Raw genomic sequence first — 12,487 nt, 5'->3', positions numbered from 1 at the left:
TTTTGGACGCCATCTTCGCGCCGCGCACGGTGTTTTCACCCCCGATGCGCGGCGCGTGGCGGGGCCGAACTCAGTGCGAGAGTCCCTCCTTCGCGGCGGCGGCCGCCCCCACGATTCCCGCGTTGTTCAGCAACGATGCGGTGATGACCGGCGTTCGGATGTCCAGCAGGGGCACCCACTTGTGCGACTTCTTGCTCACACCGCCGCCCACGATGAACAGGTCGGGCCAGATGAGGTTTTCCAACACGGTCAAATAACGATTGACGCGCTTAGCCCAATCGGGGTAGGAGAGCCCCTCGTTGTCCTTCGCCGAGGCCGCCGCCTTCTTCTCCGCGTCGTGGCCGTCGACCTCGATGTGCCCGAACTCGGTGTTGGGCATGAGCGAGCCGTTCTGGAACAGCGCGCTGCCGATGCCGGTCCCGAAGGTCAGCAACGCGACGACGCCCTTCCGGGCGGCGGGGTCGCCGAACCGCATCTCGGCCATGCCGGCGGCGTCGGCGTCGTTCAGCATGGCCACGTCGCCGATGTCACGGCCGAGCCGTTCGGCGAACAGCGCGCCGGCGTCGAGGCCGATCCAGCTCGGGTCGATGTTGGCGGCCGTCTGGGCGACTCCCTTCTTGATGACGGCGGGAAGCGTGATGCCGACAGGGCCGTCCCAGCCGAAGTGCTCCACGATCCGGGCCACGACGTCGGCCACCGCCTCGGGCGTCGACGGCTTGGGCGTGTCGATGCGCAGCCGGTCGCCGATGAGCTCACCCTTGTCCAGGTCGACGAGGGCGCCCTTGATGCCACTGCCGCCGATGTCGATGCCGAACCCACGGTTCGCCGTCATGGGCGAGGCCCCTTCCTTCTCGATTCAGAAGTCGTTGGGCGAGACTTTAACGGGGTGTGATCCCATAGTCGGCGTGGGAGCAGTGGAATCCGACTCCGAGATCCTGACCGCCGTCGCCGAGCGAGTGGCCTCCGAGGCCGCCGATCTCGTACGTGACGCCTACGAGTCCATGCTGACCGGCACGACCGTGACCGTCGACACGAAGACTAGTGAGACCGACGTGGTGACGGCGGTGGACACCGCGTCGGAACGCCTGGTGCGCGAACGTCTGGCCGAGCTGAGGCCGGGGGAGCCGGTCCTCGGTGAGGAGGAGGGCGCCGACGGCGCGGTCCGCTCGTCCGGGGGGGTGACCTGGGTGGTGGACCCGATCGACGGGACCGTGAACTTCCTGTACGGGCTGCCGTGGTTCGCCGTGTCCGTGGCCGCGCAGATCGACGGTGTCTCCGTCGCCGGAGCCGTGGTGGAGCCCGTGTCGCGGCGTCACTGGACCGCCACGCGGGGGAAGGGTGCGTGGCTGGACGGGCGGCCGTTGCGGGTCTCGGAGCCCGCCGGACTCGACGTGGCGTTGCTCGCCACCGGGTTCGCCTATCGGCCCGAACGTCGTGCGCGCCAGGCGGAGTTCGCGGCGAAGCTGCTGGGCCGGGTTCGGGACCTGCGTAGGCAGGGGTCCGCGGCGCTCGACCTGTGCGCGGTCGGGGCGGGCTGGGTGGACGCCTACGTGGAGCACGGGCTCAACCGGTGGGACTGGGCCGCGGGCGCGCTCGTCGCGGCCGAGGCGGGCGCGGTGGTGACCCTGCCGGGGGAGGACTCGGCTTTGGGGCCCGACGCCGTCCTGGCCGCCGCACCCTCCATTGCGGACCCGTTGCGGATCACGTTGCTGGAGTGCGGCGTCGACCGGGTCTGACGCGATCGACGCGCCGGGGCCGGGCCTCAGCAGTGCTTGGGCAGGGTCTCGGTGAGCAGCTTCTCGTCGATGACGGGACCGGCGCCGTCCGTGGTCTGCGCGTCGGTCTCGTCCTGCTCGTGCTCCGCCGCCCAGGACTTCAATTGGTTGAGGATCTCCACGGCGGCGTCGGACGGGTTCACGTCGTTGAAGCTCGTGCCGATCGCGAGATCCACCGACGCGTCCTTGCGGTCGTCCTTGATCAGCTCCAGGCAGGGGTCCACGAGGTGGACCGTGCGGGCGGCGCGTTCCCCGGCGGGGCCGAAGCGGATCTGACCGTGGCAGTTCGCCACGGTGCCGTCCGTGTACACGGTGTCGTTGGCCGGTTCGGTCACACGGGTGAACCCGAGCTGCTTCAGCGCTTCGGTGGCGATCGAGGCCTGGCCGCGGGTGTTGTTCGCGTTGAGCACCGTGACCTCGACCTGCGAGGGCGGGATCGGTGAGGTGGTCGTGAGGGCGTCGTAGGGCAGCGGTGTGAACGTCGTGCCCGCGGGTGGGGTCGGCCGGGGATCACACGTGACGGCTTCGGCGATGTCGCTCGATGTGCTGATCACGTTCACCCACACGACCACGGCCGCGATTCCCAACACACCCAAAAAGATGAGTGCGGGCAACGGTTTCCGCTTGCGGTAGGGACGAACCGTCCGCTTCCTGTCGGCCCCTGCGCGACCCCCTGACCCCGCCGCCACCTGCACGTCCCTTCGCGTGAGAAGTTGGTCCCTTGAAAGCTCGCCCGTGTCCACCGTTGTCGTTGCTACGGGCGCGATGACACGGCATTGTCGGCCGCCTCTGGATAGCATCACGGCGGTGCCTGCCCGAGCAAGCGAGTGGCGCCCGGTGTAGCCACCGGTGCCACGGCACAACCCGAACGATGGAGGCCTGCTCCCCAGGGTATTAACCCTGTTGGGTGACGTATCTTAAGGCTTGGGTGACCAGCTTCGAGTCGGGGTAGGTGGTGGGCTACCCTTCCCGGGCTCCACTCGGTGACGGCGAGGTGGCGAAAGAGACCTCACTCACGCCGAGATCCGGGCACAAACACGGGCGCTGGAACGTTGACCAGCGGCACGAAGAACTCGCGGGCGACGGCTGCCGTGTCCGCGAACACGTATCAAAGCTGATCGCAGGGGTGAAAGAGAAATGGCGACCGACTACGACGCTCCGCGCCGCAGCGAAGCCGACGAGCTGGCCGAAGACTCGTTGGAGGAGTTGAAGGCGAGGCGCAACGAGACTCAGTCCGGTGTCGTGGACGTCGACGAGGACGCGACGGCGGAGAACTTCGAGCTCCCCGGCGCCGACCTCTCCGGGCTGTCGAGTGAGGACGTGACGGTGAAGGTCGTGCCCAAGCAGGCCGACGAATTCACCTGCTCCGTCTGCTTCCTGGTGCATCACCGCAGCAGGCTCGCCGAGGAGTCCGGTGGGCGCCTGATCTGCCGCGACTGCGCCTGACGCGGTCCGGTGCTGCCCGGTACTGCCGGGTCACCACGCGGTGGCGGGGCGCCGCAGCGGTGCTACGGCACTTGTCCGGAGGGGATGCAATCCGCGAGGCGGGTGGTCTCGGGTACGGCCCGAGGTCACCCGCCTCTTCGCTGTCAGCGCTCGCCGAAGGCGGGGGAGTCGGTCAGCAGTGCCGCGATCTTCTCCGGGCGGCGTGTGCTGAACAGCCAGTAGGGGGTCGGGTCGTCCGGGTCGTCGAGGTGGACCCGCACCAGCGGCCCGATCCAGGGTTTGTGGACGCAGAACGCCGCCGGATCGAGTTCCGGCCCCAGCGCCTTGCGCTTGTCGCGTTTGGTCACCACGTCCACGGCCGCGACGTACCGCAGCGGCAGGTGAGCCTCGCCCACCCACAACTGCGGCTCGGCGCCCGTCTCCACCTTCAGCCGCGTCCGCCCGAGAGCGAGGACCGCCGCGACGGCCAGGGGAACGAGCACCACGTAGGGCGCCCACGGCGGCAGGGCGGGGTAGGCGAACTGGATCTGCGCCGCCAGGAGCACGGCCGCCGCCAACGGTAGCAACCAGCCCCACCAGGACACGGTGAGCCGCTCGGCATACGCAAGATCAGTTCTTGTCCGCGTGTTCGCGCTCTCGGTCACCCGTCTCAGGGTAGTCTCGCGAGTCGTGTCCAGCGTGCAGGTCCTCATCTCCCGGCTCGACCCCGACGTCGCGTTGCCGTCGTACGCGCATCCCGGTGATGCGGGTGCCGATCTGGTGACGACGTCCGATGTGCGCATCGCGCCCGGTGAACGGGTGGTGGTGGGCACGGGCATCGCCATCGCGCTGCCCGCGGGGTACGCCGGTTTCGTGCATCCCCGCTCGGGCCTCGCGGCCAGGACGGGGCTTTCGATCGTCAACGCACCCGGAACGATCGACTCCGGTTACCGGGGCGAGATCCGGGTGTGCCTGGTCAACCTCGACTCCGAGAAGCCGATCGTGCTGCGGCGGGGGGACCGCATCGCGCAACTGGTGGTACAGCGGGTGGAGCGCGCCGACTTCGTCGAGGTCGAGCAGTTGGATGAGACGGTACGGGGAGCGGGCGGTTACGGCTCGACGGGTGGCCACGCCGCGCTCGGAACGGAGAGCTGAGTGGGCATTTTCGGACGACGGAAGCGGAAGCGGGCGGCTGACGACCACGAGGTCGAACGTGAGTCGTACGACGCCGAGACCGAGGAGGGGGCCGAACCGGAGGAGCCCGAGGACTCGGACGGTCCCTCCGAGGGGCCCTATGACATCTCGGAGGCGCCCGAGGACGGGATTCCGAGGATGGACCTCGGTTCCATCCGGGTTCCGGTGCCGAACGGGTCACAGGTCCAGGTGGAGATGGACCAGAAGACCGGGACGGTGCGCGCGGTCCACGTGGTGACCCCGCAGGGCCAGGTCACGGTGAGCGCGTACGCGGCGCCGAAGTCGGGAGGGCTGTGGCGCGAGGTCAGTGGTGAGCTGGCCGACCAACTGCGTTCCGACGGTGCGCGCGTGACCCTCGCGCGCGGCGAGTGGGGGATCGAGTTGTCGGCCATCGTGGGCGAGGTCGCGCTGCGGTTCATCGGGGTCGACGGTCCGCGGTGGATGCTGCGGGGAGTGATCGCGGGCCCGCAGTCGGAGGCGGCTCGTGCCCCCGACGTGCTGCGGTCGATCATGCGCGGCACGATCGTCGACCGGGGTCGGGCGCCGATGCCGGTGCGCACGCCGCTGCAGATCACCCTGCCCGAGGCGATCGCCTCCCACATCAAGGGAAGGCAGGCGGCGGCCCAACAACCCCGGCAGACGCAGCCGCAACGGTAGAGGAGGGTCGGATGCCCACGGCGGCGGAGTGGATCGTCTTCCTCGGGACCGCGGCGCTGTTCGCGTTGAGCCCCGGCCCCGGCGTGCTCTACGTGCTCGCCCGCAGTCTGCGGGGCGGGCGTGCCGAGGGGGTGCGCTCGGTGCTCGGCAACGCCTTCGGTGCCTCGGTGCACGTCCTGGCGGCGGCACTGGGGCTCTCGGCCCTGTTGGCGGCCTCCACCGTCGCCTTCACGGTCGTCAAGATCGCCGGCGCGGCCTACCTGGTGTACCTCGGGGTGCAGGCGATCGTGCGGCGCCACGACGACGGGGAGGCCGACTCGGGTGGCGTCGCCCGACGCTGGGCGAGGTCGCCGCTGCTCCAGGGCATGATCGCCGAGCTGCTCAACCCGAAGACCGCGCTGTACTTCATGGCGTTGCTGCCGCACTTCGTGCATCCCGAGACCACTCCGGCGCCGCTCGTGTTCACGGTGCTCGGCCTCATCGCGGTGTTCCTGGCCGCTCTCGTGGACCTCGCCGTCGCGGTGTTCGCGGGCGGGTTGTCGAGCTGGTTCTCGCGCAACCCGCGGTGGCGGGTGCGTCAGCGGGTGGCCGCCGGGCTCAGCATGGTCGGGTTGGGCGGTTTCGTCGCGGTGACCGAGTAGAGCGGCTCCACCGCCGAGACCACGCTCGCAGCCACGCCAGTGTCGCGGCGCGTCCGAGGCTTTCCCGGTCGGCGCCGAGCGCGGCGAGTGTGGTCTCGACCACTGCCGAGTGGGGCAGCGCGCCGGCCCATGCTCCGGCGACCTCGGACGGATGCACCGGGTCGTCCACGCACGTGGCGATCCCCACTGGGACGTCGAGCGTGCGGAGCGCGGACAGCTCCGGGGCGGGATGCCCGGCGGCGGCTCGCAGGCTCGCCGCCAGGCCGGGTCCGTGTCGCCGCCACGCGCGGGTCAGTTCCTCGGCGAGCCACGGGGCGACGTCGCGGGTGGTCAGTGAGAGCGCGGTCTCCAGGCCGTGGCGTTCGATCAGCTCGGCGGAGGCGGTGGCGGCGACGGCCGCGGGCGCGGTCTCGCCCGGACCGTGCCAGGCGGGCAGAGCCGCGAGTACGCCGGCGCAGCGATGGGCGTTGCGCAGCGCCCACGCGGTGGCCAGGTGGGCGCCCAGGGACACGCCTCCCACGAGCAGGGGGCCGTTCGTCGCGTCGGCGATCCGGTCGAGCAGGGCGAGGTAGCCGGAGACGACGGCCTCACCCGGTGGCGGCGGGGGAGCCGTCACCGCGATGCCGAGAGCGGCGAGCGGACGGGTGAAGACCGCGTGGACGAAGGTCTCGTCCGACCCGGTTCCGGGAAGGAGTACGGCGGTTCGGGTGGGCATAGCCGAGGTCACGTTGCGATCCTGGCGCAAGTTCGATTCGCTACCCCCGACAGGGTTACGCTGATGGTGAGACCCGGAATCCGGGCTTGTGAGGATGACACGGGAGCAGGCGCCATGCCCGCCAAGGACGGCGGCTATTTCAGCCGGTTGGTTCGTAAGCTGACCAGGGACATCGACGAACTGGACGCCGACGATCTCTCCGAACGCTCCGAGGCCGGGGGAGCCCGCAGAGCGTGTGACTGTCGCTCCGGGGAGGAAGTGACCGTACTGGGGAGGCTGCGCAGCGTGGACTTGTGCCCCGGCAGTGCCGCGGCCACGCTGGAGGCGGAGTTGTTCGACGGCACCGACGACGTGACGCTGGTGTGGCTGGGACGACGCCGCATCCCGGGGATCGAGCCCGGCCGGACGATCAAGGTGCGGGGCAGGCTCGCCGAGCGCGACGGTCGCAAGGTGCTGTACAACCCGTATTACGAACTGTTGCAGCCCACTAGATGAGAGTATTCGCGCGTGACTGAGCATTCCGAGCGATCCCACCCCGCCGGCGACACCGACCGTGCCAACGCGTCCGAGGAGGACGAGCGCCGGACCGGGGAGGCGGCGGAGGCGGAGTCGCGCGAAACCCAGCCGACCCTGCTCGAACAGATGGGCGGGGTCTCGGGGCTGGTGTACTCGTCGTTGCCGGTCGTGGTGTTCGTGCTGGCCAACGCGGTGTTCGGGCTCACCGTCGCCATCTGGAGCGCGGTCGGGAGCGCCGTGGCGATCGCCGTGGTGCGGTTGGTGCGCAAAGAGCCGGTGCAACCCGCGATCTCGGGTCTGATCGGGGTCGGGGTGGCCGCGTACCTGGCGTACCGGACGGGCTCGGCCAAGGGGTTCTTCCTCTTCGGCATTTGGACGAGCCTGGTGTACTTCGTGGTTCTCGCCGGGTCCGTCGTGATCCGCTGGCCGTTGGCGGGCGTGGTGTGGAACCTCCTCAACGGCAGTGGAATGGCCTGGAGGAAGGACAAGAAGTCCCGCCTCGGCTACGACATCGCCACGTTGGCCCTGGCCGCGGTGTTCGCCGCGCGGTTCGTGGTGCAGCGGTGGTTGTACGACGAGGATCTCACCGGGTGGCTGGCCTTCGCGAAGATCGCGATGGGGTATCCGCTGTACGGGCTCGCGCTTTTGGTCGTGGTGTGGGCCGTGCGGCGCTCCGACCGCAGACTCGCCGAGCTGGCGGCGGCCGACCCCGTCGAGACCGACGAGGAGATCGAGGCCCGGTTGCGGGTCAAGTACGGTCAGCCGCCCACCGGCGCCTGACCGGGCCTCCTCGTCACGGTGTCGTCTCGGCGTCACCTCCGTCGACGCCCAAGGCGTGGCGGATCTCGGGTTCGGCGCCGGACGCGGAGACGAACAACAGCTCGTCACCGGGTTCCAGGGGGTCGTCGGGCTGCGGAACGATGACCCGTTCACCGCGGAGGATGGTGACCAGCGCGGCGTCGCGCGGCAGGGTGAGTTCCCGCACCGCCTTGCCCGCCAGCGGGGTGTCGGGGGGCAAGGTCATCTCCACGAGGTTGGCCCGGCCCTGCCGGAACGTCATCAGCCGCACGAGGTCGCCGACGCTGACCGCTTCCTCCACCATCGCGGCCAAGATGCGCGGGGTGGAGACCGCGACGTCCACGCCCCAGCTTTCGTTGAACAGCCACTCGTTGGCGGGGTTGTTGACCCTGGCCACCACTCGGCGGACGGCGAACTCCGTCTTGGCGAGCAGGGACAACACCAGGTTCACCTTGTCGTCCCCGGTCGCGGCGATGACCACGTCGCACAGCTGCAACCCCGAGTCCTCCAGCGTGGAGACCTCGCAGGCGTCGCCGAGGACCCAGTCGGCTCCTTCGACGGTCTCCGGCACGAACTGCTGGGGTTGGCGTTCGATGAGCATGACGGTGTGGCCCGCCTCGATGAGTTCCGAGGCGATGGAGCGACCCACCGCGCCCGCACCCGCGATCGCGATCCGCATCAGTTCTCCTCCTGCGGCGGCCGGGCGGCCACGCTCGTGACGTCGGTGACGGTGCCGGACAGGGCCGAGACGTAGACGAGGTCGTCGGCCTGGATCACGGTCCTGGAGTCGGGAAGGATGCCCGTGCCGAAGCGCATGATGAAGGCCACCCGGCAGTTCGCCTCGGTCTCCAGCCGGCGGACGCTGTGGCCGATCCAGTCCTCGTGCAGCGGCAGGCGCAACAGCGCGACCGTGCCGGTCGGGTCGCGCCAGGAGGTGGCGGTGCCCTCCGGCAGGAGCGTGCGCAGGAACCGGTCGGTGGTCCACGGGACGGTGGCGATGGTCGGGATGCCCAGTCGTTCGTACACGGCGGCGCGCTTGGAGTCGTAGATCCGGGCGACGACGTGTTCGACGCCGAAGGTCTCCCGCGCGACCCTGGCGGAGATGATGTTGGAGTTGTCGCCGCTGGAGACCGCGGCGAACGCGCCCGCCTTCTCGATGCCGGCCTCGATGAGGACGTCCCGGTCGAATCCCATGCCCAGCACCTGCTGGCCGTGGAAATGGGTGCCGAGCCTGCGGAACGAGTCCCGCTGTTTGTCGATGACCGCGACGTCGTGCCCCAGTCGTTCGAGGGCCATCGCGAGGGATGCGCCGACCCGGCCGCACCCCATGATCACCACGTGCACGCTGCTCTCCTCCTCGCCGGCCGGCGTTGCGCCCGACGCCCACGCCCAACCTACTCCGCGCATCCCGGCGGTGGGACCCGCTCCGCCGCCGGGCCGACCACGTGGGTGAGGACCGCCGGCGGTCGTCGCACGGTGGGGGCCGGTGGGGTTTACGCTCCTGCCGTGTCCAAGTTCGCCACGGCGACGAAGCGCATCCTGCTGGGCCGGCCTTTCCGAAGTGATCGTCTGCCCCTCACGTTGTTGCCCAAGCGGATCGCGTTGCCGGTGTTCTCCTCCGACCCGATGTCCTCGGTCGCGTACGCGCCCGAGGAGATCCTGCTGATGCTGTCGGTCGCCGGTGCCTCCGCCTACGTCTACAGCTCGTGGATCGGTGTGGCCGTGGCGCTGGTCATGGTGGTGGTGATCGCGGCCTATCGCCAGAACGTGCGTGTCTACACGTCCGGTGGGGGCGCCTACGCGATCGCGACCACCAACCACGGCAGACGGGTCGGTCTCGCCGTCGCGGCGGCGCTGCTGGTGGACTACGTGCTCACGGTGGCGGTGTCGATTTCCTCGGCGGCCGCCACGATCGGGTCGGCGGTGCCGTTCGTGGCCGAGCACCGGGTGGAGTTCGCGGTCGGCGCGATCGTGGTGTTGGCCGCGACGAACCTGCGGGGGGTCCGGGAGTCGGGCACGGTGTTCGCGATCCCGGTCTACGCGTTCGTCGTGGGCATCCTCGGCATGATCGCGTGGGGCGCGGTCCGGACGTTCGTGTTCGGTGACGAGCTGCGGGCCGAGAGCGCCGGGTTCGAACTCGTGGGGGACCCCGACCAGCTCGCCGGACTGGGGTTCGCGGCCCTGGTGTTGCGTGCGTTCTCGTCCGGAAGCGCCGCGCTCACCGGTGTGGAGGCCATCGCCAACGGGGTTCCCGCGTTCCGCAGACCCCAGGGGCGCAACGCCGCCACGACACTGTTGCTGATGGGGTTGCTGTCGATCCCGATGTTCCTCGGCCTGTTGTTCCTCGCCGACGTCAGTGGTGTCGTGATGGCCGAGGACCCCCAGCGGCAGCTCGTCGGCGTGCCGGGGGACTACGAGCAGAAGACCTTGGTGGCGCAGGTCGCCGGGGCCGTGTTCGACGACTTCGAGCCCGGCACCTGGTACGTGATCTTCTTCACCGGGCTGGTGCTCGTGTTCGCGGCGAACACGGCGTTCAACGGTTTTCCCGTGCTCGGGGCGATCCTGGCGCAGGACCGGTTCCTGCCCCGGCAGTTGCACACCCGAGGCGACCGGCTGGCGTTCAGCAACGGCATCCTGGTGCTAGCCGGGTTCGCCATCGTGCTGGTGATCACGTTCGACGCCCAGGTGACGATGTTGATCCACCTCTACATCGTGGGTGTCTTCCTGGCGTTCGTGGTGAGCCAGAGCGGCATGATCCGGCACTGGCGGCGGGAGCTGCGGGCCGAGAGCGACCCCGCGGCGCGGGCGCGAATGCGCCGGGCCCAGGTGGTTAACGCCGTGGGACTGGTGACCACGGCGAGCGTGCTGCTCATCATCCTGGCCACCAAGTTCGTGGCGGGCGCGTGGATCTCGCTCGCGGCGATGGCCGTCTTCTACGTCCTCATGCGGGCCATCCGCAGGCACTACGACGCCGTGGCCACCGAGATCGCGGAAACCGACGAACAGGTGACCCTGCCCGCTCGCAATCACGCGATCGTGTTGGTGTCGCAACTGCACAAGCCGGCGTTGCGCGCGTTGGCCTACGCCAAGGCGACCCGGCCGGACGTGTTGGAGGCCGTCACGGTCAACGTGGACGAGGAGGAGACGCGCGCGTTGCTGCGGGCGTGGGAAAAGCGCCGCATGTCGATTCCGTTGAAGGTCGTGGAGTCTCCGTATCGGGAGGTCACCAAGCCGGTCCTCGACTACGTCCGCAGGGTGCGGGGTGGCCAGCCGCGTAACGTCGTCACCGTGTTCATTCCGGAGTACGTCGTGGGGCGGTGGTGGGAGCAGTTGCTGCACAACCAGAGCGCGTTGCGCCTGAAGACGCGGCTGCTGTTCCAGCCCGGCGTGATGGTGACGAGTGTGCCGTGGCAGTTGGAGTCCTCCCGGCGTGCCTCCACGCGCCTCGCTCGTCGACGTCGTCGTCCGGTGGCCGGGGACGTGCGGCGTGGTTTCCACGCGGGCGAGCCCGACACCGCGTCCGGAGCGGGAGAGAGGAAGACGCGTTCGTGAGTCTGGATTGGACGGGCCGCACGCTTGAGTTGACCGTCGGAGCGGTGGCGCACGGTGGTCACTGTGTGGCGCGTGTGGACGGCCGGGTGGTGTTCGTCCGGCACGCGTTGCCGGGCGAGCGGGTGCTCGCCGAGGTGACCGAGGACACGGGGAAGTCGTTCTGTCGGGCGGACGCGGTGCGGGTGCTCACGCCGTCGCCCGACCGGGTCGAGCCACCGTGCCCCGTGGCCGGTCCGGGGTTGTGTGGTGGTTGTGACTGGCAGCACGCGACCGGGCGGGCGCAACGCGAGCTCAAGGCCCGTGTCGTCGAGGAGCAGTTGAGCAGGCTCGCCGGTCTGGACCTGCCGGTGACGGTCGAGGAGCTGCCGGGCGGGTTGTTGCGGTGGCGGACGCGGGTGCGGTTCGTGGCGGACGCCGAGGGGCGCGCGGGGCTGCGGGCCCACCGCAGCCACCGGGTGGTGCCGCTGGCCGACTGCCCGATCACGGTGCGCGGCGCGGTGGACGCCGTGCTGCCGGAACGCTGGCCGGCCGGTGACGAGATCGAGGCCACCGAGGACGCCGACGGCGAGGTCCACGTGCGCCGCCTGCCCGGACGCGGCAAGCGTCCGGAGCGACGTCGCGGTGGGGTCGCGGTGCAGCGTGCCGCGGGCCGGGACTGGCGGCTCGCCGCGCACGGCTTCTGGCAGGTGCATCCCGAGGCGGCCGACACCTTCGCGCGGGTCGTGGGGGAGTGGGCGCAAGCCTCGCCGGGGGCGCGGGCCTGGGACCTCTACGCCGGGGTGGGGCTCTTCGCGGCCGTGCTCGCCGAACAGGTCGGCCCGAGTGGCCGGGTGCTCGCGGTGGAGTCGGGGCGGCGCGCGGTGTCCGACGGCAAGGCCAATCTCGCGGACCTGCGGCAGGTCTCGTGGCGGTGCGGGCAGGTGGAGCACGTGCTTCGCGACCGTCGTGACTCCCCGGAGGTCGTGGTGCTGGACCCGCCGCGCAAGGGAGCGGGCCGGCAGGTGGTGGAGCGGATCGCCGCCGCGGGGCCCGAACGCGTCGTGTACGTGGCCTGCGATCCGGCGGCGCTCGCGCGTGACGTCGCGACGTTCGCCGGTCGCGGGTATCGACTGGCTCGGCTGCGGGCGTTCGACGCGTTCCCGATGACCCACCACGTGGAGTGCGTCGCGTTGCTCGAACGGGTCGGGACGGGGGACTGAACCACCGTCGCCGAG

15 protein-coding genes are annotated in these 12,487 nt (G+C 70.2%); 9 read left to right on the top strand and 6 right to left on the bottom strand.

Annotated features, from left to right (window positions below):
* Positions 1-70: 70 nt before the first annotated feature.
* Positions 71-832, bottom strand: coding sequence for a polyphosphate--glucose phosphotransferase (ppgK, locus tag SACGLDRAFT_RS13265; RefSeq protein WP_005465287.1), 762 nt, complete (start codon positions 830-832; stop codon positions 71-73).
* An 82-nt stretch (positions 833-914) separates the two neighbouring features.
* Between ppgK and SACGLDRAFT_RS13260 the strand changes: the two genes are divergently transcribed.
* A complete protein-coding gene (locus SACGLDRAFT_RS13260) occupies positions 915-1,736 on the top strand; it encodes an inositol monophosphatase family protein (RefSeq protein ID WP_005465286.1) in 822 nt (273 codons plus the stop codon).
* 26 nt (positions 1,737-1,762) lie between these two features.
* Here the strand turns inward: SACGLDRAFT_RS13260 and cei are convergent, their stop codons facing one another.
* Positions 1,763-2,464 (bottom strand): envelope integrity protein Cei, encoded by a 702-nt coding sequence (cei, locus tag SACGLDRAFT_RS13255; RefSeq protein WP_005465285.1) that lies wholly within the window; start codon positions 2,462-2,464, stop codon positions 1,763-1,765.
* Positions 2,465-2,912: 448 nt separating this feature from the next.
* Here cei and SACGLDRAFT_RS13250 point away from each other — a divergent pair, with 448 nt between their 5' ends.
* Positions 2,913-3,221 (top strand): DUF4193 domain-containing protein, encoded by a 309-nt coding sequence (locus SACGLDRAFT_RS13250; RefSeq protein WP_005465284.1) that lies wholly within the window; start codon positions 2,913-2,915, stop codon positions 3,219-3,221.
* A gap of 143 nt (positions 3,222-3,364) precedes the next feature.
* On the opposite strand, the gene SACGLDRAFT_RS13245 is transcribed toward SACGLDRAFT_RS13250, so the two are convergent.
* Positions 3,365-3,865 carry a DUF3093 domain-containing protein gene (locus SACGLDRAFT_RS13245; RefSeq protein ID WP_040919035.1) on the bottom strand — a complete coding sequence of 167 codons (501 nt, stop codon included), beginning with the start codon at positions 3,863-3,865 and terminating at the stop codon, positions 3,365-3,367.
* Between the two features lie 34 nt (positions 3,866-3,899).
* Between SACGLDRAFT_RS13245 and dut the strand changes: the two genes are divergently transcribed.
* Genes dut through SACGLDRAFT_RS13230 form a run of 3 tightly spaced genes read left to right on the top strand, consistent with a single transcriptional unit; the run spans position 3,900 to position 5,692 of the window.
* Positions 3,900-4,355 (top strand): dUTP diphosphatase, encoded by a 456-nt coding sequence (gene dut, locus SACGLDRAFT_RS13240; protein WP_005465282.1) that lies wholly within the window; start codon positions 3,900-3,902, stop codon positions 4,353-4,355.
* Entirely contained in the window at positions 4,356-5,051 is a 696-nt protein-coding gene (locus tag SACGLDRAFT_RS13235; RefSeq protein ID WP_005465281.1) for a DUF3710 domain-containing protein, read from the top strand. It begins immediately after the preceding gene.
* An 11-nt stretch (positions 5,052-5,062) separates the two neighbouring features.
* Positions 5,063-5,692 carry a LysE family translocator gene (locus tag SACGLDRAFT_RS13230; protein WP_005465279.1) on the top strand — a complete coding sequence of 210 codons (630 nt, stop codon included), beginning with the start codon at positions 5,063-5,065 and terminating at the stop codon, positions 5,690-5,692.
* Here the strand turns inward: SACGLDRAFT_RS13230 and SACGLDRAFT_RS13225 are convergent.
* Positions 5,649-6,407, bottom strand: a complete 759-nt coding sequence (locus SACGLDRAFT_RS13225; RefSeq protein ID WP_040919033.1) for an alpha/beta fold hydrolase — start codon at positions 6,405-6,407, stop codon at positions 5,649-5,651. The genes SACGLDRAFT_RS13230 and SACGLDRAFT_RS13225 overlap by 44 nt on opposite strands.
* Positions 6,408-6,521: 114 nt before the next feature.
* On the opposite strand from SACGLDRAFT_RS13225, the gene SACGLDRAFT_RS13220 reads away from it, so the two are divergent.
* Both SACGLDRAFT_RS13220 and SACGLDRAFT_RS13215 read left to right on the top strand, forming a co-directional pair.
* Positions 6,522-6,902 carry an OB-fold nucleic acid binding domain-containing protein gene (locus tag SACGLDRAFT_RS13220; protein ID WP_005465277.1) on the top strand — a complete coding sequence of 127 codons (381 nt, stop codon included), beginning with the start codon at positions 6,522-6,524 and terminating at the stop codon, positions 6,900-6,902.
* Positions 6,903-6,914: 12 nt separating this feature from the next.
* Positions 6,915-7,703 carry a DUF3159 domain-containing protein gene (locus SACGLDRAFT_RS13215; RefSeq protein WP_005465276.1) on the top strand — a complete coding sequence of 263 codons (789 nt, stop codon included), beginning with the start codon at positions 6,915-6,917 and terminating at the stop codon, positions 7,701-7,703.
* Between the two features lie 13 nt (positions 7,704-7,716).
* On the opposite strand, the gene SACGLDRAFT_RS13210 is transcribed toward SACGLDRAFT_RS13215, so the two are convergent.
* Positions 7,717-8,400, bottom strand: coding sequence for a potassium channel family protein (locus SACGLDRAFT_RS13210; RefSeq protein WP_005465275.1), 684 nt, complete (start codon positions 8,398-8,400; stop codon positions 7,717-7,719).
* Positions 8,400-9,065, bottom strand: a complete 666-nt coding sequence (locus SACGLDRAFT_RS13205; protein WP_005465274.1) for a potassium channel family protein — start codon at positions 9,063-9,065, stop codon at positions 8,400-8,402. The genes SACGLDRAFT_RS13210 and SACGLDRAFT_RS13205 overlap by 1 nt, the downstream gene beginning before the upstream one ends.
* A 162-nt stretch (positions 9,066-9,227) precedes the next feature.
* Between SACGLDRAFT_RS13205 and SACGLDRAFT_RS13200 the strand changes: the two genes are divergently transcribed.
* Both SACGLDRAFT_RS13200 and SACGLDRAFT_RS13195 read left to right on the top strand, forming a co-directional pair.
* A complete protein-coding gene (locus SACGLDRAFT_RS13200; RefSeq protein ID WP_040919030.1) occupies positions 9,228-11,273 on the top strand; it encodes an APC family permease in 2,046 nt (681 codons plus the stop codon).
* Entirely contained in the window at positions 11,270-12,472 is a 1,203-nt protein-coding gene (locus SACGLDRAFT_RS13195; protein WP_005465272.1) for a class I SAM-dependent RNA methyltransferase, read from the top strand. The genes SACGLDRAFT_RS13200 and SACGLDRAFT_RS13195 overlap by 4 nt, the downstream gene beginning before the upstream one ends.
* Positions 12,473-12,487: the final 15 nt, after the last annotated feature.

The organism is Saccharomonospora glauca K62, from assembly GCF_000243395.2.
Taxonomy (GTDB): domain Bacteria; phylum Actinomycetota; class Actinomycetes; order Mycobacteriales; family Pseudonocardiaceae; genus Saccharomonospora; species Saccharomonospora glauca.
The sequence above is the reverse complement of the archived record's forward strand: the minus strand, read 5'-3'. Positions and strand labels throughout refer to the sequence as shown.

Bases quoted from the DNA above. Each gene is read 5' to 3' on its own strand.
- SACGLDRAFT_RS13230 (WP_005465279.1), top strand. From the start codon at position 5,063: ATGCCCACGGCGGCGGAGTGGATCGTCTTCCTCGGGACCGCGGCGCTG.
- SACGLDRAFT_RS13220 (WP_005465277.1), top strand. From the start codon at position 6,522: ATGCCCGCCAAGGACGGCGGCTATTTCAGCCGGTTGGTTCGTAAGCTG.
- SACGLDRAFT_RS13250 (WP_005465284.1), top strand. From the start codon at position 2,913: ATGGCGACCGACTACGACGCTCCGCGCCGCAGCGAAGCCGACGAGCTG.
- SACGLDRAFT_RS13210 (WP_005465275.1), bottom strand. From the start codon at position 8,400: ATGCGGATCGCGATCGCGGGTGCGGGCGCGGTGGGTCGCTCCATCGCC.
- SACGLDRAFT_RS13225 (WP_040919033.1), bottom strand. From the start codon at position 6,407: ATGCCCACCCGAACCGCCGTACTCCTTCCCGGAACCGGGTCGGACGAG.
- ppgK (WP_005465287.1), bottom strand. From the start codon at position 832: ATGACGGCGAACCGTGGGTTCGGCATCGACATCGGCGGCAGTGGCATC.